The organism is Halobacterium rubrum (assembly GCF_021729015.1).
In the GTDB taxonomy this organism is placed as follows: domain Archaea; phylum Halobacteriota; class Halobacteria; order Halobacteriales; family Halobacteriaceae; genus Halobacterium; species Halobacterium rubrum.
The window spans coordinates 631,674-649,328 of the sequence record NZ_JAJQQZ010000002.1 but is presented as its reverse complement, the minus strand read 5'-3'; the positions used below and the strand labels follow the sequence as shown (position 1 = coordinate 649,328).

The following is a 17,655-nucleotide window of genomic DNA, read 5'->3' as shown; positions in this document are numbered from 1 at the left end:
GGACGCAGCACTTTTGCGCGGTGACTCCCGAGTACGTCGCATGCGACGACGTGACGTGCTGCGCGGCGCCGCCGCCGGCGCAGTCGCCCTCCCACTCTCGAGTCGAGTCGCCGCAGCGACGACCACCGCCACTCACGAGCCCTACGCGCCGCTGGGGAACGTCGAACTGCAGGGCGCGAAGGAGGCGGTCGTCGGCGACGGCGGCGAGACCGCCTACGTCGCCACGACCGACGGCTTCGCGGCCGTCGACGTCAGCGACACGACCGCCCCGTCCGTGCTCGCCGAGCGTTCGGACCTGCTCGCTGACACCGAGACCGGGCCGATGGGGCAGATCTTCGACGTGAAAGTCGACGGCGACACGCTGGTGGCCGTCGGGCCGGCCAACCCCACGCAGACCGAGGTCTTCGAGGGCGTCGCCGTCTTCGACGTCTCCGACCCGAGCGACCCCCAGCTGGAGGGGAGCCACGAGACCGGCCACCCCATCCACAACGCCTACCTCGACGGCGACACGCTCTATCTCACCGCCACCGGCGTGGAGCACAGCCCCGTGGTCGTCGTCGACCTCGCCGGTGACGAGCCCACGGAGATCGGCCGCTGGTCGCGGGTCGACTACGACGAGGGGTGGGCGGACGTCCGGAACTCCAACCACGACCTCTACGTCCACGACGACACGCTCTACATCGCACACTGGGACGCGGGCACGTGGCTGCTGGACGTCTCCGACCCCGCGAACCCCGAGTACGTGAACCACTTCGGGCACTACAGCCTCGAGGAGCTCCGGGAGCTCGACGACCGGAGCGCCGGCTTCGAGCTCCCGGGGAACGCCCACTACGTCGCCGTGAACGACGATGCCTCCCTGCTCGCGTGCGGCGCGGAGGCGTGGGACGTAACCCCCGACGACGACAGCCGGGGCGGCCCCGGCGGCGTCGCGCTCTGGGACGTCTCCGACCCGAAGAACGCCGAGAAGCTGACGACCATCGAGGCGCCGGCGACGCCGAATGCCGGCTACGACGGGACGTGGACGACCAGCCACAACTTCGACTTCCGCGGCGACCGGCTGTACACCTCGTGGTACCAGGGCGGCGTGAAGATTCACGACGTCTCCGACCCACAGAATCCGGAGGAGGTGGCGTGGTGGCGCCACCCCGAGTCGACGATGTTCTGGACGGCCCAGTCGCTGGGCGACGGGAAGGCGTTCGTCGCCTCCAGCATGCAGGGCGGCGACGAGTACGGCCCGGGCCTGTTCACCTTCCCGGACCGCCACGGCGAGCAGGTCGACGCCCCGGCGATCGTCCCCGACGAGAACGAGACGGCGACGACGACGGCGACGACTGCGACGACCACGACGACTGAGGCCACGACCGCTGCCCCGACGACCACCGACGAACCGGCGACGACGACCGAGGACGGGGCTGACACGACTGCCGGCGACGACGATGGCGACGCCTCGGGCGGCAGCGCCCCCGGGTTCGGCGTGCTCGCCGCGCTCTCGGGCGCGTCGGCGGCGGCGCTCGCGGCGTGGCGGCGCCACGGCGGCGGCCGCGACTAACCGAAGGTATACCACGGCTCGGACGCGTACCCCTCGGGTATGAGCGAGACCGCGGCTGCGGGGGACCTCCACGAGCGCGTCGAGACGTGGCTCGTCGCCCAGATGCCCATCATCAGGAGCCACGGCGGCACGAGCGCCGTCCGGAAGGCCGACCCCGACGACGGCGAGGTCGTCGTCGAACTGGGCGGCGCGTGCTCGGGGTGTGGCATCAGCCCCCGGACCGCCCAGCGAATCAAGACGGACCTCGCAACGGAGTTCGACGAGGTCGACGACGTCGTCGTGCGGTTCACGGACGGCGACGGCGGCGGCTGGGGCGGCGACCAGGCGGAGAGCTTCATGGGCGTCGACCGAAACGAGGGCGGCCGTGGCGGCCGCGGGGAGGGCAGCCCGAACTCGGACGCGCACTTCTGACGCGGAGGAGAAGTCAGTTCTCGACAGCGGACTGCACGCGGTGGGCGACCGACAGCGCCTGCTCCGCGAGCGGTTCTGAGACCAGGCCCTCGTCGACGCAGTCCTGCAGTTCGTCCTCGTCGACGACGTCGACGGTGCCGTTCGCGTGTTTGATGACGTCGACGTGGAGGTCGACGTACCGGACGGCGTCGGGGAACACCTCGACGGGCGTGCAGACGTTCAGGTAGGTGCCCTTGCGCTCGCCGTCCTCGCTGCGGTAGACGGTCGGGTACCACCAGTTCCCCTCGGTGAATCGGGTGGTGGCAGTGTCGCCGGCCTCGCGGTCGACGCCGAGGGCGTCGTAGGTGCCGCCGCCGGTCATCTCGCGCTCGACGCTCAGCCGGCCCTTCTCGACGTTCCGGTCAGTGACCTCGCCTCGGCCGAGCGTGATGAGCGAGCCGTCGGGCTTCCCGTGGCGGAGGACGACGGAGTCGCCCGCCGTGGGGCCGAACTGGTCCGTGACGGCCTCGAAGGGGAACTCGTCGACGCTGGCGCCCAGCGACTCGGCGAAGTCGACCGCGCCGCTGGCGGTCTCGCTGCCGGCCTTCGTACGGTGGTGGCCGGGCATCGTCGCGGTGACGTCCCGGCGGTGCTCGTCGAGTGCAGTCCGGCTCTCGCGGCCGAACCACGCCCAGAGCGTCGACTCGGGGGACGCGACCAGACCGGGGTCGTCGTCGTCGCCGTCGGCCTCCCCGAGCTCGTCCTCGACTCGGTGGGCGCGGTCGGCGAGCGCGTCGAGGGCGTCCCCCAGCGCGTCCATGTCCGCGTCCGTCGCTTCGTACTGCCAGTAGACGCCCCAGTTGTCGGGGACGTCCGGGTCGAGCAGTTCGGTGGTGCGCGCCAGCTCCTCGCGGTCTGCGGCCGCCCCCTTCACGAGCGCGTCGACGCCCCGGTCGAGGCTGGCGAGCGCGCCCGAGACGGTCACGTCGTCGGCGGCGACGGCCCTGTCGTCGCTCCACGGCGCCGCCGGCTCGCGGATGCCGACCCGGAGGCGGTCGCCAACTTCGACGTGCTCGTCGGCGTTCCCGAACGGGAGGTAGGCCTCGTGGCCGTCGGCGTCGAGGGCGAGAACCGCGCCGCCGCCGACGGTCCGGTCGACGACGGCGTCGAAGACGGCGCCCCGCGGCACGGGGTCGTCCCAGACGAAGGCGTCGCGGCCGAGGCCGGCGAGCACGTCCCGGACCGCCGCGGCGTGGCTGTCGTCGCGGGCGGCGACGCCGACGCCCTGTCGGTCCTCGGTCATCCAGACGTCGACGTCGGGTTCGGCGGCGGCGAGGTCGGCGTCCGTGAAGCGCTCCCGGATGGGCGGCGACGCGGCGACGACGTCGAGGCCGGCCTGCCGGAACGCCCGCGTGAGCGCCGTGGCGTAGATGCCGCGGACGCGGACGCTCGTCGTCGACTCGCTCATTCGAGGTGCGCCCGCTCCCGGGCGAACCGCACGCGGTCGTTCACGGTCGGCCCGAGGGTGAGCTCGACCAGTTCGTCGGAGAGGACGCGGGCGTCCTCGACGTACGCCCCCCAGGTGTCGAAGCGCACGAACCCGCGGACGTCGTCGCTGTGCGTGAAGAGGTCGACGTAGTCGAGGTCGTGTTCGGGGTAGTCCGCGCTGGCGTGTGTCTGGTCCATGTCCGAGAAGACGGTGTCGACACCGTCGAAGAAGGCCTCGACGTCGGCGGCGGTATCGCTGGCGGCGTCCGCCAGGTCCTGTTCGGCGCGCTGGATGGCGTCCGGCGAGACGCCGGCGTCCCGGAGCGCCTGCCGGGCGCGCTGGTCGAATCGCATACCCCCGCTTGGCCCCGTGGGGGTATCAGCGTTTCAGTCGTCGGCGGGCGCCGCGTCGGCGTCTCCTCGGTCTCCGTCCCCGTTCAGTGAACTGTACATGAGTCCTCGGCTGGCACTGTATGGCATACCACACTCGTCGCCGGTACCGAGTGATAAGTTCCCCCCTTTAGGCCCTTAATGGCATATGAGGGCAGCGGGCGGGAACGGTCAAGGACGTGCAGACTGAACCCGACGACCATGACAGCCGACAGGGACCCAGTGCAGCGGGCCACAGGGGACGACGACAGGGACCTCTACGACGTCGCCACCTGGGAACCACGCAGCCGCCTCGACCGCGCGTCGGCGTGGCTGTACGGCGCGCTCGGCACCGGTGCCCGGGCTGGCGTCGTCGCGCTCGCGACGCTCATCGTCGTCGCCCAGTTCGCGGCGGCGACCGGACTCGTCCTCGTCGACCGCCCCGTCGTCGGGATTTACGTCCTGCTGTCGGTCGTTCCCGCGCTCGCCGTGGCGGGCTACATCTGGCGGGCCGACGCCTCGCCACAGGAGCCACTGGAGTTGCTGGTGGCGACGTTCGCGCTCGGCTTCCTGTTCGCAGGGTTCGCCGCCGTCCTGAACTCGGTGTTCTCCGGGGCGTTCTTCGGCGTCGCCGAGGCCAGCACCGGCTGGGTCGCCGTCGTCGTGCCCGCGCTGTTCTACTTCCTCGTCGTCGGGCCCGTCGAGGAGACGGTGAAGTGGCTCGCGGTGCGGCTGTACGCCTTCCGGGACGACCGCTTCGGCGCGGTCGTCGACGGCGCCGTCTACGGCGCGATGGCCGGCCTCGGGTTCGCCACCATCGAGAACGCCGTCTACGTGCTCCGGGAGGTCGTGTCGGTCACGCAGACGGCGGGCGGCCAGCCGGCCGCCGAAGTGGCGTTCCAGGTGGCCGCCGTCCGGACGTTCGCCGGTCCCGGCCACGTCATCTACTCGGCGTTCGCGGGGTACTACCTCGGGCTCGCGAAGTTCAACCCCGACGACGCCGGCCCCATCGTCGTGAAGGGGCTGGTGGTCGCGTCGCTCATCCACGCGACGTACAACACGGCGGTGACGAGTCTCGGCCCGGTCGCGGAATTCGTCGGGCTCGCGCAGGGCGTCGTGTTCCTCGCGTTCGTCGTGGTCTACGACGGCGTCTTCCTCTACGTCCTCTACCGGAAACTGACTGCCTACCGGGAGGCGTACGTCGCCTCCGGCGCCAGCGAGTTCGACGGCGACGACGACGGCGGCCGCTACGGCGACGACGACGACGACACCGCTGGCCGCCACGACGACACCGAACGTCTGGAGCCGGCGGTCCGACGCGTCGAGCCGGAGCGCGCCGGCTACTCGGCGGACTCGGAGGCGAGCGCGTCGACGGAGACCTCGGAGGAGTCGTAGGTCGCCATCCGCTCGACGTACTTCGCGAGCACGTCGACCTCGACGTTGACGCGGTCGCCGGGCTGGCGCTCCGACAGCGACGTCAGGTCGTACGTCGTCGGGATGACGGCGACGGAGAAGGTGCCGGCGTGCTGGTCAGACGAGCCCCGACTGCCTCCGGACTCGTCGTCCGGAGTGTCGTCGACTTCGGCGACGGTGAGGCTGATGCCGTCGAGGGCGATCGAGCCCTTCGGAGCGACGTACTGGCCGTGGTCGGCAGGGAGCGCGAACGTGAACGTCCAGTCCTCGCCGACCCGTTCGACGTCGACGACCTCGGTGGTGGTGTCGACGTGGCCCTGCACGACGTGGCCGTCCAGCCGGCCGTCGGCCGGGAGCGCGCGCTCGAGGTTCACGAGGTCGCCCTCGGAGACGGCGCTCAGCGTCGTCTTCGCCAGCGTCTCCTCGGCGGTGAACACGGAGAACCACTGGTCGCCCCAGTCTTCGACGGTGAGACAGACGCCGCCGACGCTGATGCTCTCGCCGTGGCTGAACTCGCCGAAGTCCTCGACTGCGATGCGGAGGCGGCGGCCGCCGTCGTCGTCGACGACGCGCTCGACGGTGCCCGTCTCCTCGATGATGCCGGTGAACACGCTTCCAGATTCGGGACGCGTCACGAAAACGTACCGGTTCGCGGCCGAAAGCACTTGCTCCCCCAGCGAGACCGGGCGGTATGGACCCCGCCCCTCTCACCGCTGCCGACGAACGCCTCGTCGAGCGGGCCGTCGACGCCGCCGAAGCCGCATTCTCGCCCGGCGGCGAGGGCAGATTCGACGGCGCGGCCCACATCGTGTCGGCTGCCGTCGAGGCGAGCGACGGCGACGTCTACACCGCCGCCAGCCTCCCCGCGAGCGTCGGCCGCGCCTCCACCTGCGCCGAACCCGGCGCGCTCGGCGCCGCCGTCGCCGACGGCGCCAGCGACTTCGAGCGAATCGTCGCCGTCGAACACCCCGGCGAGGACGGCGACTCGTTCGCCGTGATTCCGCCCTGTGGCGTCTGCCGGGAGCTGCTGGCGGACTACGGCGACGACGTCCGCGTCGTCGTCCGGACCGCGAACGACGAAGTCGGGGTCGTCACGACCGCCGACCTCCTGCCGGCCCGGACCTGGTAGCGGGACTTTTCCGTCCCGAGCGCCCACCCTCTGGCGTGAAACTCCTCGACGCGATCAGTCTCGGCGTGGCGGTGGCGTTCGCGGCGCCAGCCGCGCTGCTCGGCGTCGAGACGCTGCTGGCCGGCGACCGCACCGGCTGGGTGTTCCTCGGGTTCGCCGCCGGCATCCTCGCCTTCGAGCGCTACGTGGTCACGCCCGACGACCTGCCCGCGATGCTCGCGCAGAAGACCGTCGGCGCGGTCGTCGAAGACCCCGACGAGAGCCGCAGTGACGACGACTCGAGCACTCAGTAGTCCGCCTTCGGCACGACCGACCGCGGGAAGGAGCCGACGCGCTCGGCGCCGTTCTCGCCGACGACCGCGACGTCCGAGACACCTACGGACCCCGGGTCGTCGGCCGCCTCCTCGCCACCGCCGTTCGCCTCGTCGGGCCTGGCCGTCGCCGTCACGGAGACGACTGCGCCCGCCACGAGCGCGTCCTCACCGGTCGGCGCCTCCCGTCGCTGTAGCCCGACACCGTGGACGTCCACGTCGGTCGTCTCCGGCGGGAAGCCGAGCGAGGCGAGTTCGGCGGTCGCCTCCTCGCCGGCGCGCTCCGCCGTCGTCTCGCCCGGCTCGACGATTTCGAGCGCGGCCTCGACGCCGTACTCGCAGCCGAGGGTCGCGCGGCGGTCCCAGCCGCCGTCGCTGTCCGGCACGAACGTCCGGAAGACGGGGGCGCGGTAGCCGTCGACGGCCCCCGCGACAGTGACGCGCAGCGGCTCCCCCGGGTCGACGACGCCGGCCGGCTGGACGGCCGTCTCCGGCGTCGCGCCCGCCTCTGCGACCGCGCCGTTCGCCGCGCGGCGCACGCGCTCGGCGGTCACGTCCTCGCCGTCGGCACCGAGCCGGTTCGCGTCGGCGTCCGAGTCGGCGAGCAGGCCGGCGGCCGCTTCGAGTCCGACTTCGGCGGCCTCGGTGGCGTCCCGCAGCGCCTCGAGTTCGCCGTCCGTCTTCCGGCGGCGGGCGCGCTCGTGGGCGGCCGTCGACGAGATGTCGACGCCGTCCCCCTCGAGGTAGAGCGCGGCGTCGTGAGGGATGGCTCTCGGTGCGACGACCTCGTCCGCGACGAGGCCCGGAAGCCGCTCGGCGGGCACCGGATGCGGGTCGAGCACGGTCACGTCCTCGCGGACGGCGACGTGCTCGGGGAGGGGGCGGCCAGGCACGACGGCGACCCGGCCGCCGTAGACGACGGCCGCCCGGCACGGCAGCTGGGCGCCCGTCAAGTAGGAGACCACGGGGTCGCCGGGCGGCCCGGCGTGGACGAACGCGTCGGCGCCCGCGTCGGCGAGCGCGCTATCGAAGACGCCCGGCCGCATTCACGGGAGCTGGATCGGCGTGTCGGCGTCCAGCGCGTCCTCCAGCGTCTGGCCGGTCTGCTCGCCGTACAGCAACACGTCGATGGGTAGCGTCGGCGCGCCGCCGACGAGGTTCTGGAGCATCACCAGGCGCTCGCGGGCACGACTCATACCGACGTAGAACACGCGGCGCTCGTTGTCCGTCAGAATCGGGACCGGACTGGTCTTGCTCGTGAACTCGATGTCGTCCGGGACGTCCTCGGGGTCGGCGGTCGCCGCCATCTGCTCGACGACCTTCTCGGTGAGGTCCGTCGCGAGGAACACGTGGTCGGCCTCGCGGCCCTTCGCCGAGTGGATGGTGCCGACGCGGACCCGGTCGGGGTCCATGCCGCGGTAGTCGCCCTGGAAGTACGCGTCGATACTGCGGCGCTGGTAGCGCGTGACCTTCCGCAGCATGTCGGCGGCCGCCGACGGCCCGGGCACGAACGGCACGTAGTCGCGGATGAAGTCCGCGGCGAACGTGAGTTCGGTGAGGTCGGTGTCTTCGCCCTGCGCCTCGTCGATGGCCTCCCGGAGGTCGTTGCGCTCGCGGGTGCCGAACGCCGAGTCCTGGAGCATGTCCATCAGCCGGCGGGCTTCGAGACCGTTCACGTCGTCGTCGTTCTCCAGCGCCTCGACGGCGTTGATGTACTGCTGGAGTCGGTCCGTCCACATCCGCTGGTCGGTGAGCGCGCGGAACGGGATGCCCTCGCCGATGAACTCGTCGACGAAGTCGAACAGCTGGTAGCGCGCCCGGAACAGGATCATCACCGTGTCGTCCTCGGTGGACTCGACGGTCCGCCGGACGTTCCGCACGAGGTCCAGCATCGACGGGCTGTCGATTGCCTCGACGCTACCGCCCTCCTTGCGGGGCTTCAGGTCTTTCTCCTGGCGGGTGTCGATGTGGCTGATCTCCTGTTGAACGATCTCCAGCACTTGGGAGGGCAGCCGGTAGGAGTTCGGCAGCACCTGGTCGTCGGTGACCTTCGTGTCCAGCAGCAGCCGCGGGTCGGCGCCCTGCCAAGCGTACACGACCTGGTCGTCGTCGCCCGCGATGAGCACGCGCTCCATGTGCGGCCGCCACTCCTCGTAGACGTCGTACTGCAGACTCGTGATGTCCTGGAACTCGTCGATGACGAGGTAGTCGACGTTCGGGAGCAGCGACCGCTGCTGGACGCGCTCGAGCATGTCCGCGAAGCCGACGAGGTCGTTCTCGCCCTTGTACGTCCGCCACGCCCGGATGGCTTCCGGGATGTCGTAGCGTTCGTCGCTGGACGGCCACGTCGGCGTGTACTTGTTCCCGACCTGCGCGTTCTCGTCGATCTCCGGCGGCAGGCGTACCTCTTCGTCGTTCCAGCGGAACGGCACGTCGTACCAGTCGGCGACGTCGCGTCGCGTTCGCTGGAGCCACTGGCTGGTCGCGATGACCTTGTTCCCCAGCGTCGTCGAGCGTGCCGTCCGGCGCGAGCCGGAGGCGTACTCGTCTTCGAAGGGAATCCCGTACTCCTCGGCGAAGTCCTCCTTGTCGTCCTCGCCCACGACGTCTCCGCGGGAGAGCCCGAGGAGTTCGTAGGCTTTCGCGTGCATCGTGGCGACGTTCCCCCGCAGCGACCGGGGGTTCATGTCGAGCCGCTCGGCGAGCCGTTCCCGGACCTCGGCGGCTGCTGCGCGCGTGTACGACACGACGAGGATGTCCCGAACGGAGACGTCGTCGTCCTCTTCGAGGATTTCCTCGACGTGGTCGAGGAGCGCGGTCGTCTTCCCGCTCCCCGGACCACCGAACAGCCGCGTGACTTCCGGCTCCGAGTCCGTCATTGGAGAACTAGAGGAGCCGATAGTGTATAAACCGCTTGAAATTCTGCCACTCCAGTTGGACCGTCAGTTCCCCCTGGTCGAGCGGGCCTCGCGGACGTCCGCCCCGTCCCGGATCTTGTCCTCGCAGTTCGGGCAGACGCGGGGCTGGCTGTGTTCGTTCGGTGTGAACACCCGGACGTAGTCCTCGGTCACGAACGACCCGCAGTTCTGGCACTCCGGCATCGTGTCAACGGACGGCGTACACCGTCTTAGGCGTGCTGGCCACACACCCAGGTATCCGGTACTCGCAGGGGCCGTGGCGGCGGGTAGTGGCTACCCGGGGAGGCGGGGGACAGCGTGGACGGTGGCGTGGCGTCGGCTGGCGGGTCGCAGCGACGCCACAGAAGAGTGGTCGTGGTTCGGTACGCCGTGACGCGGCGGGGCCGTCAGTTCGGTCCCCAGCCGCAGACCTCGCAGGTTCGTGCGTCTACGTCGTGGAGCCCACCGCACTCCGGACACTGCTTCTTGTTATAGCTCTCCTCCCACGTCTGGGTCTCGTGGCCGCGGTCTTCGAGGAACTCGTCCAGCAGGGAGTCGTCCGGAGTCTGTGCGCTCGACATACACGTTATGGTATACCACACCACTACTTCAAACTACCGGGGTTGTCAAAGATTGTCACACCAGCGGCCGGGAGCGGTCGAGAACCGCGAAAACGCTCGAATCCGACGGCTTACAGCCCGTAGAGTTCGCCGAACTTCTCCTCGGCGTACGCCACGAAGTAGTCCGCCGTCAGCGGCTCGCCGGTCGCCTCCTCGACCAGCTCGTCGGTCGTGTAGCGCTGGCCGTGGCTGTGCACGTGCTCCGTGAGCCACTCGCGGATGGGGCCGAACTCGCCCTCGCGCACGAGGCCGTCGACGTCGAGGTCGTCGCGCATCGTCGCGTCCAGCTGCGCCGCGAGCACGCTCCCCACCGTGTAGTTCTGGAAGGACGCGAAGCCGCCCGTCCAGTGGATGTCCTGCAGGCAGCCCTCGGCGTCGTTCTCCGGCCGCACGCCCAGGTACTCCTCCATCAGGTCGTTCCAGCGCCCCGGAATCTCGTCGACGTCGATGTCGCCGCCGACGAACGCCTGCTCGACGTCCGACCGGAGGATGATGTGCATGTGGTACGTGAGCTCGTCGGCCTCCACGCGAATCTTGTTCTCGGGGTAGATGCGGTTGACCGCCTCGTACACCTCCCGCGGGTCGGCGTCGCCGTCGAGGTGCTCGTTCACGATGGGGGTCGCGTACTCCCAGAACGCCTCCGTGCGGCCGACGTGGTTCTCCCAGAACCGCGACTGTGACTCGTGGACGCCAGAGGACCGGGACTGCCCGAGCGGGTGGCCGTACTGGTCGTCCCGCAGTCCGTGCTGGTACGAGGCGTGCCCGAACTCGTGGACGGTGCTCATCACGGCGCCGAGCGGGTCGTCGGCCGCGAAGCGGGTCGTGATGCGGGCGTCGAACTGCGGCCCCACCATGAACGGGTGGGGCGCGGTGTCGAGGCGCCCGCGGTCCCAGTCGTAGCCGAGGTGGTCGACGACCTCACGGCAGAGCGCCATCTGCGTGTCGTCGTCGTACTCGCCGTCGTACGGCGACGTGAACTCCGTGTCGCTGGCCTTGAGGTCCGCGATGAGCGGCACGAGGTGCTCGCGCAGCGTGTCGAAGATCTCCTCGACGCGCTCCAGCGGGAGGTAGGGTTCGCCGTCCTCGAACATCACCTCGTAGGGGTCGGCGGTGTCGTCGATGTGGCCGGCGCGCTCCAGGTGGAGGTCCCGGAGGTCGTCGAGCACGGGCGCGAACGAGTCGAAGTCGCTGTCGGCTTTCGCGTTCTCCCAGACCTGCTGGGCGTCGCTCTGCGTCTCGGTGAGCTCCCCGACGAGGTCGGCGGGCACGCGGTCGGCGCGGTCGTACTGCCGGCGGAGCTCGCGGTACAGCACCTGCTGGTCGTCCTCGAGGTCGCGGTCCGCGAGCTCGTCGAGCCACGTTCCCACTTCCTCGTCGGTGAGCAGGTCGTGGGTCACCGTGGAGAGCGCCGATAGCTGCTTGCCGCGGGCGGGCGCGCCGCCCTCCGGCATCATCACTCGCTGGTCCCACGCGAGCGTGCCGCTGGCGTCACTGAGGTACGCCAGCTGCTCGGCTCGGTCTTCGAGGGCGTCGACTGCGTCGGTCTCGGGAGGTTCTGTCGCCATGCGTTCACGTGCGAGCGAGCCCACATCAAGGCTCGCCCGCCGGCAGTCCGGCACAGTCCGGTCGACCCAGCCGGCACAGCTCGGCCGGCCGTCCCCGTCTCGGCCCTCGTCTCAGACCTTCACCATGACCTTGATTGCCTCCCGGTCGTCCATGGCCGCGTAGCCCTCCGGCACCCCCTCCATGTCGACGGTCTTCGTGAAGATGGGCGACGGGTCCAGCGTGCCCTGCAGGACGTCGTCCATCAGCTCCTCGGCGTACTTCCGGACGGGCGCGACGCCGCCCCGGACGGTGATGTTGTCGGAGAACATCGTGAACACGTCCAGCCCCTCCTCGTCGACGCCGTACGGCACGCCGACGTAGCCGACGGTGCCGCCGGGCCGCGCGATGGCGATGGCGGTGTCCATCGCGGACGCCGCGCCGACGCACTCCATGACGTGGTTCGCGCCGCCGTGCGTGAGCTCTCGCGCTCGCTCGATTGCTTCCTCCCCCCGCGCGGAGATGGTCTCGGTGGCGCCGAACTCCTCGGCGAGTTCGAGGCGGTCCTCGTGGTGACCCATCGCGACGATGCGTTCGGCGCCGAGGCGCTGGGCGGCCAGCACGCCACACAGCCCGACGGCGCCGTCGCCGACGACCACGACCGTATCGCCCTCGCCGACGCCCGCGCTCACGGCGGCGTGGTGGCCGGTCCCCATCACGTCGGTCAGCGGCAGCAGCGCTTCGAGCGTCTCCTCGTCGTCGGCGTAACGGTCCGGCACCCGGACCAGCGTGCCGTCAGCGAACGGGCACTTGACGTACTCGCCCTGCCCGCCGCCGTTGGCCTCGCTGCCCCAGGACTCGTCCTCCACGCAGGACGTGTACAGGCCCTTCCGGCAGAACTCGCACTCCCCACAGGAGATGGCGAACGGCGCGATGACCCGGTCACCCGGCTCGACCGACGTCACGTCGTCGCCGACCTCCTCGACGATGCCCATCGGCTCGTGGCCGACCCGCGACCCCTCCTCGCGGTCGCTGTCCCCGCGGTAGAACCAGAGGTCGGAGCCACAGACCGCCGTGTGCGTCACGCGAATCACGGCGTCGTCGGGCGACTCGATTTCGGGCTTCGGTACGTCCTCGACGGCAATCTCGCCGGGTCCCCGGTAGACGGCTGCGCGCATACTCGTGGCGTCGGCGGGCAGCCGCATAAGCGACCCGGCACCCCCGGCTGGTCGCCGGAACTCGCCGGCCTATCGGCCGTCCCACTCCTCGCGCAGCAGCCCGTACGTGACCATGTCGTAGTAGTCGCCCCGGTAGTAGGCGGCGTCGCGGCGCGCGCCCTCCCGCTGGAAGCCGAGCGATTCCAGCAAGCCCTGCGAGGCGTCGTTGAAGGCGCCGGCCTCCGCCTCGATGCGGTTGAGGTTCAGGTCCGCGAAGCCGTACTCGACGACCAGTTCGGCGGCCTCGGAGCCGTAGCCCTCGCCGTGAAAGTCGGGGTCGAGGTGGTACGCGAGCTCCATGCTGCGCGCGCGGTCGGTCGCCGTCGGCCCGTACTGGCTGGCCGTCAGCGACACCAGCCCGATTGGTTCGTCGGCGTCGTCGACACAGACAACGAGTTTCACGTCGTCCTCGGTGGTGAGCGTCGTCTCGAAGAACTCCTCGGCGAGGTCGCCGTTCATCGGGAACGCGTCGAGTGCGGGTCGCCAGAGTTGTGGGTCGTTCATCCAGCGCTGGATGGCGTCGAGGTCCTCGCGTTCGGGCGGTCGGAGAGTGAGGCTGTCGCCGGGGAGGAAGACGGGACCGGGCATGGAGGAGTCTGGTCGTGGGCTCGGGCATAAGTTTTCGGTGAGGCAACGGGTTTTCACGCGCTGCAGCCGTGGTCACGGTATGGCACCGGACCGGACCGCGTGGGAGTACGAGACCCTGAAGCCGCCGAGAGGGGTGGCCAAGAAGGAGGCGTCCGACCCGAAAGGCAGGTTGAACGAACTCGGCGCGGACGGCTGGGAGCTCGTGGACACCGTTGAGTACGCCGGGGGCGGCACGAAGTTCCTCGTTCTGAAGCGGCCCGCCGACCGCGGGAACGACACGAGTGACGACACCCCGAGCGACGACACGGGGACCGACAGCGGGGAACGGGCCGACGGGAGCGGCGAGCGCGACGGGACGAGCGACACGACCACTGCGGGGGAATCGAGATGAGCGCCGAACCGGGTGCGGACGTGGACTCCGACGTCGACAGCGACATCGAGACCGGCGACGGCCCCGACATCAGCACCGCGAACACCATGCGAGAGCGAGCCGACGAGAGCCGGCTCAAGCTCTGGGTGGTGTTGCGCGCGAACCGTCTGGTTGTCACCGGAGTGCTCGCACTCGCCGTCTTCGGGTCGTTCGTCGCGCTCGGCGCGTTCATCGTCCCGGACTTCGCCGGGACCCTCGAATCCGGAGACACGAAAACGAGCATGTTCGCGACGCTACTGGGCGCCATCGTCACTGGTACCACGCTCGTGGTCACCATCAGCCAGCTCGTCATCTCGCAGGAGAACGGTCCACTCGGCGACCAGCACGAGCGCATGTCCAACACGATGGACTTTCGGGCGTTTGTCGGCGACCACTACGACGAACCGGCGCCCGTCGACCCGTCGGCGTTCCTGCGGAAACTCGTGACCGAGACCGAGGACCGCGCGAAGGCACTCAGGGACGCCGTCTCGGACAACGACGACGACGAACTCCGCGAGGAGGTCGCCGAGTTCACGGACAGCGTCACCGGGAACGCCGACGAGGTCGGCGACCAGCTAACGGGCGCGACGTTCGGCACGTTCGACGTGGTGTTCGCGGCGTTGAACTTCAACTACGGCTGGAAGATCTTCCAGGTGGAGCGGCTGGCCCACGAGCACGCCGACAGCATCGACGACGAGACCGACGCGGTGCTCTCCGAGCTCCGTTCGACGCTCACCATGTTCGGGCCGGCTCGCGAACACATCAAGACGCTGTACTTCCAGTGGGCGCTCATCGACCTCTCGCAGCTCATCCTCTACGCGGCGCTGCCGGCGCTCGTGGTCGCTGGCGGGATGCTCGCGTTCTTCGGGACCGGCCCGATTCCCGGAACGACACTGGGCGTGGAGAACGTCCTCTGGGTGGTCAGTGCGGCGTTCACGGTCTCCCTCCTGCCGTTCCTGCTGGTGGTGGCGTACATCCTGCGCATCGCCACCGTCGCCAAGCGCACGCTCGCCATCGGCCCCATCATCCTGCGGAGGTCACAGCGGTAGACGGCTGGCGGCGGGCTCGCGGCCCTACAGGTCGTACAGCTCGCCGTACTTCTCGTGGGCGTAGTCGAGGAAGTAGTCGGCGGTGAACTCCTCGCCCGTGGCTTCACGCACCAGTTCGGGCGTGGTGTAGCGGGCGCCGTGCTGGTGGACGTTCGACTCGAGCCAGTCGGCGACGACGTCGAAGTCGCCCTCGCGGACCTTCTCGTCGACGGGGCCGACGTCGTCCTCGAGCGCGTCGTGGATCTGGGCGGCGAGCACGCTGCCCAGCGAGTACGTCGGGAAGTAGCCGAAGGAGCCGTGGCTCCAGTGGATGTCCTGCAGACAGCCCTCGGCGTCGGTCTCGGGGCGGATGCCGAGGTACTCCTCGTACTTGTCGTTCCAGGCCTCGGGGACGTCCTCGACGTCGAGGTCGCCCTCGATGAGCTCGCGCTCGATCTCGAAGCGCACCACGATGTGCATGTGGTACGTGAGTTCGTCCGCTTCGACCCGGATGAGGTTGTCCTCGAAGATCTCGTTGGCGGCCTCGAAGGCCTCCTCGGGGGTGACGTCCTCGACCTGCGGGAAGCGCTCTTTGACCTCGGGGAGGAACGTCTCCCAGAAGGCGCGGGAGCGGCCGACGTGGTTCTCCCAGAGCCGGCTCTGGGACTCGTGGACCGTCAGGTCGCGTGACTCGCCGAGGGGGTTGCCGTACTCTTCCCGGGGCAGGCCGAGGGTGTAGCGGGCGTGCCCGAACTCGTGGATGGTGGACATGAACGCGTCCACGGGCTTCTCGGGGTCGAAGCGGGTGGTGACGCGGGCGTCGAACTGGGTGCCCGACGAGAACGGGTGCGGGGCCGTGTCGACGCGGCCGTGTTCCCAGTCGTAGCCGAGGGTGTCGAGGACGTCGCGGGCGAGGTCCTCCTGGGTGTCGACGTCGAACTCGTCGTCGAAGGGGTCCGCGAGCTCGACGTCGCTGTCGCGGATGTCCTCGACCAGCGGGACGAGTTCGTCGCGGAGGCGTTCGAGCACGCGCTCGGCGACGTCGAGGTCGAGGTAGGGCTCGTAGTCCGCGAACAGGACCTCGTAGGCGTCGGCGTCGGGGTCGATGTGCTCGGCGTACTCCTTCTTCAGCTCGATGAGGTCCTCGAGGACCGGCGCGAAGATTGAGAAGTCGTTCTCCTCGCGGGCCTGCTTCCACTTCGGGTGGGCCTCGGAGGTCTTCTCCGAGATCTCGGCGACGAGGTCGCTGGGCACGCGAGCGGCGCGCTCGTGCTCGCGTCGAATCTCGCGGACGACCGACTCCTGTTCGTCCGTGAGGTCGGCGTCGTCGAGTTCGTCCAGCCAGTCCGCGACTTTCTCGTCCGTGAGGAGGTCGTGGCGGACGGTCGACACCGCCGACTTCTGCTTCGAGCGGGCGGGCGTGCCGCCTTCGGGCATCATCACTTCCTGGTCCCAGTTGAGCACGCCGGCAGCGTCGCCGAGGCCGGAGATGGTCTCGTAGTGCTCGAGGAGGGCCTCGTACGCGTCGGGGGCCTGTTTGGCCTCTGCCATGGGCGTCACTCGATGCCGGGGCACTATGAGAGTTGTTGTCTCGGCGCGGGTCACGCCGCGAGCCGGCGATAGACGTCCCGGCAGCGCGCCAGCACCGACAGGGACACGCTCTCCGTCTCCGTGTGGGCTTCGCCGGGTTCGGCGGGCCCGCAGACGACGCAGGCGACGCCGGCGTCCGCGAGCCAGCCGGCGTCGGTCGCGTGCGGTTTCACGACGTGCTCGCCGTCGCCGTCCTGGACCGTCCGGACGCCCGACAGCGCGCGGTCGGCGAGCGCGTCGCTGCTGCACGCCATCGGCGGGAGGTCCTGGTCGACGGTCCACGAGACGCGCGACACGTCCGCGGCCCGGGCGAGGTCGGCGCGCTCGCCGGGCACGGTGCGCTCGTCGACCGTGATTGTGCACTCGTCGGGAATCACGTTCCACGCCGTCCCGCCGTCGATTTCGGTGACGGCGACGCTCCCGGCGAGCCGTTCGCCCCGTACCTCGGCGGTCGGCGCGTCGAGGTCGCGGACGACGTCCACGGCGTCGGCCGCGCGGTAGACGGCGTTCTCGCCGGCGTCGGGTTCGCTGGCGTGCGCGCTCGCGCCGCTGGCGGTGAGCGTACTCGCGCGCCGGCCCTTGTGCGCCACGGCGACGTCGAGGACGCCGTCGGCGGAGTACCCCGTCGACCCCTCGCCGACGACCGCCCAGTCGGGGTCGAAGCCGTCCTCGATGGCGTGGCGGGCGCCCCGGCCGCCGGTCTCCTCGCCGACGAACGACGCGAAGCCGAGCGGGCGACCGGGGTCGGCGTCCCGGAACGCGAGCAGCATCGCCGCGACGGCGCCCTTCATGTCGGCGGCGCCGCGGCCGTAGAGCCGGCCGTCGCGCCGTTCGACGACGAACTGGCCGGCTTCCTCGACCTGCGATTCGTCCGGGGGGACGACGTCGTGGTGGCCGACGAACGCCAGCGACTCGCCGGACTCGTCGCGGGCGCGCCACGCCCGGACGTTCCCGGCGTCGTCCCGCCGGACGGCGGCGTCGGTGTGGTCGCGCAGCCAGTCCTCGATGGCGTCGCCGGCGGCGGTCTCGTCGTCGTGGCTCGGAATCGAGACGAGGCGTTCGGTGAGGTCGCCTAGTTCGGACACGGGCGTGGTGTCGGGCCGCCGGACCTTAGC

The 17,655-nt window shown here is 70.3% G+C and carries 18 protein-coding genes and 1 pseudogene; 7 read left to right on the top strand and 12 right to left on the bottom strand.

Annotated features, from left to right (window positions below; genetic code table 11):
- Positions 1 to 40: 40 nt before the first annotated feature.
- Positions 41 to 1,549 carry an LVIVD repeat-containing protein gene (locus LT971_RS10845; protein ID WP_237006941.1) on the top strand — a complete coding sequence of 503 codons (1,509 nt, stop codon included), beginning with the start codon at positions 41 to 43 and terminating at the stop codon, positions 1,547 to 1,549.
- A 39-nt stretch (positions 1,550 to 1,588) separates the two neighbouring features.
- Positions 1,589 to 1,960 (top strand): NifU family protein, encoded by a 372-nt coding sequence (locus LT971_RS10840; RefSeq protein ID WP_237006940.1) that lies wholly within the window; start codon positions 1,589 to 1,591, stop codon positions 1,958 to 1,960.
- A gap of 13 nt (positions 1,961 to 1,973) precedes the next feature.
- Here the strand turns inward: LT971_RS10840 and LT971_RS10835 are convergent, their stop codons facing one another.
- Both LT971_RS10835 and LT971_RS10830 read right to left on the bottom strand, forming a co-directional pair.
- The gene (locus LT971_RS10835) at positions 1,974 to 3,407 is read right to left on the bottom strand and encodes a ribonuclease FAU-1 family protein (RefSeq protein ID WP_237006939.1); all 1,434 of its coding nucleotides are present in this window, start codon (positions 3,405 to 3,407) and stop codon (positions 1,974 to 1,976) included.
- Positions 3,404 to 3,781 carry a DUF7532 family protein gene (locus tag LT971_RS10830; protein ID WP_237006938.1) on the bottom strand — a complete coding sequence of 126 codons (378 nt, stop codon included), beginning with the start codon at positions 3,779 to 3,781 and terminating at the stop codon, positions 3,404 to 3,406. Before LT971_RS10830 ends, LT971_RS10835 begins: the two co-directional genes overlap by 4 nt.
- A 237-nt stretch (positions 3,782 to 4,018) precedes the next feature.
- On the opposite strand from LT971_RS10830, the gene LT971_RS10825 reads away from it, so the two are divergent.
- Complete coding sequence (locus LT971_RS10825) at positions 4,019 to 5,191, top strand: PrsW family intramembrane metalloprotease (RefSeq protein ID WP_237006937.1); 1,173 nt, start codon at positions 4,019 to 4,021, stop codon at positions 5,189 to 5,191.
- Here the strand turns inward: LT971_RS10825 and LT971_RS10820 are convergent.
- Complete coding sequence (locus LT971_RS10820; RefSeq protein WP_237006936.1) at positions 5,137 to 5,820, bottom strand: riboflavin synthase; 684 nt, start codon at positions 5,818 to 5,820, stop codon at positions 5,137 to 5,139. The two genes, LT971_RS10825 and LT971_RS10820, sit on opposite strands and share 55 nt — an antisense overlap.
- Positions 5,821 to 5,900: 80 nt before the next feature.
- Between LT971_RS10820 and LT971_RS10815 the strand changes: the two genes are divergently transcribed.
- Positions 5,901 to 6,338 (top strand): cytidine/deoxycytidylate deaminase family protein, encoded by a 438-nt coding sequence (locus LT971_RS10815; protein ID WP_237006935.1) that lies wholly within the window; start codon positions 5,901 to 5,903, stop codon positions 6,336 to 6,338.
- A gap of 35 nt (positions 6,339 to 6,373) precedes the next feature.
- Positions 6,374 to 6,631, top strand: a complete 258-nt coding sequence (locus tag LT971_RS10810; protein ID WP_237006934.1) for a DUF7533 family protein — start codon at positions 6,374 to 6,376, stop codon at positions 6,629 to 6,631.
- Here LT971_RS10810 and LT971_RS10805 read toward each other — a convergent pair.
- From LT971_RS10805 to LT971_RS10775, 7 genes are all read right to left on the bottom strand, one after another.
- Positions 6,625 to 7,695, bottom strand: a complete 1,071-nt coding sequence (locus tag LT971_RS10805) for a M24 family metallopeptidase (RefSeq protein ID WP_237006933.1) — start codon at positions 7,693 to 7,695, stop codon at positions 6,625 to 6,627. The genes LT971_RS10810 and LT971_RS10805 overlap by 7 nt on opposite strands.
- Positions 7,696 to 9,528, bottom strand: coding sequence for a UvrD-helicase domain-containing protein (locus LT971_RS10800; RefSeq protein ID WP_237006932.1), 1,833 nt, complete (start codon positions 9,526 to 9,528; stop codon positions 7,696 to 7,698).
- A 63-nt stretch (positions 9,529 to 9,591) separates the two neighbouring features.
- Positions 9,592 to 9,750: a DUF7563 family protein gene (locus LT971_RS10795; protein ID WP_237006931.1), complete on the bottom strand. Its 159-nt coding sequence runs from the start codon at positions 9,748 to 9,750 to the stop codon at positions 9,592 to 9,594.
- Positions 9,751 to 9,953: 203 nt separating this feature from the next.
- On the bottom strand, positions 9,954 to 10,127 hold the full coding sequence (locus tag LT971_RS10790; protein WP_237006930.1) for an HVO_0416 family zinc finger protein: 174 nt from the start codon (positions 10,125 to 10,127) through the stop codon (positions 9,954 to 9,956).
- 110 nt (positions 10,128 to 10,237) lie between these two features.
- Positions 10,238 to 11,731, bottom strand: a complete 1,494-nt coding sequence (locus tag LT971_RS10785) for a carboxypeptidase M32 (RefSeq protein WP_237006929.1) — start codon at positions 11,729 to 11,731, stop codon at positions 10,238 to 10,240.
- 111 nt (positions 11,732 to 11,842) lie between these two features.
- The gene (locus LT971_RS10780; protein WP_237006928.1) at positions 11,843 to 12,886 is read right to left on the bottom strand and encodes a zinc-dependent alcohol dehydrogenase family protein; all 1,044 of its coding nucleotides are present in this window, start codon (positions 12,884 to 12,886) and stop codon (positions 11,843 to 11,845) included.
- Positions 12,887 to 12,955: 69 nt separating this feature from the next.
- The gene (locus tag LT971_RS10775; protein WP_237006927.1) at positions 12,956 to 13,513 is read right to left on the bottom strand and encodes a GNAT family N-acetyltransferase; all 558 of its coding nucleotides are present in this window, start codon (positions 13,511 to 13,513) and stop codon (positions 12,956 to 12,958) included.
- A gap of 79 nt (positions 13,514 to 13,592) precedes the next feature.
- Here LT971_RS10775 and sp36 point away from each other — a divergent pair.
- Together sp36 and LT971_RS10765 are read left to right on the top strand one after the other, a co-directional pair.
- Positions 13,593 to 13,790: pseudogene (sp36, locus tag LT971_RS10770) on the top strand (Sp36 family protein); the annotation flags it as partial.
- Positions 13,791 to 13,900: 110 nt separating this feature from the next.
- Positions 13,901 to 14,971, top strand: coding sequence for a DUF7972 family membrane protein (locus LT971_RS10765; protein WP_237006926.1), 1,071 nt, complete (start codon positions 13,901 to 13,903; stop codon positions 14,969 to 14,971).
- Between the two features lie 24 nt (positions 14,972 to 14,995).
- Here LT971_RS10765 and LT971_RS10760 read toward each other — a convergent pair whose 3' ends face one another.
- Together LT971_RS10760 and LT971_RS10755 are read right to left on the bottom strand one after the other, a co-directional pair.
- Positions 14,996 to 16,501, bottom strand: a complete 1,506-nt coding sequence (locus LT971_RS10760; RefSeq protein ID WP_237006925.1) for a carboxypeptidase M32 — start codon at positions 16,499 to 16,501, stop codon at positions 14,996 to 14,998.
- A gap of 50 nt (positions 16,502 to 16,551) precedes the next feature.
- On the bottom strand, positions 16,552 to 17,625 hold the full coding sequence (locus LT971_RS10755; RefSeq protein WP_237006924.1) for a M20 family metallopeptidase: 1,074 nt from the start codon (positions 17,623 to 17,625) through the stop codon (positions 16,552 to 16,554).
- Positions 17,626 to 17,655 lie beyond the last annotated feature (30 nt).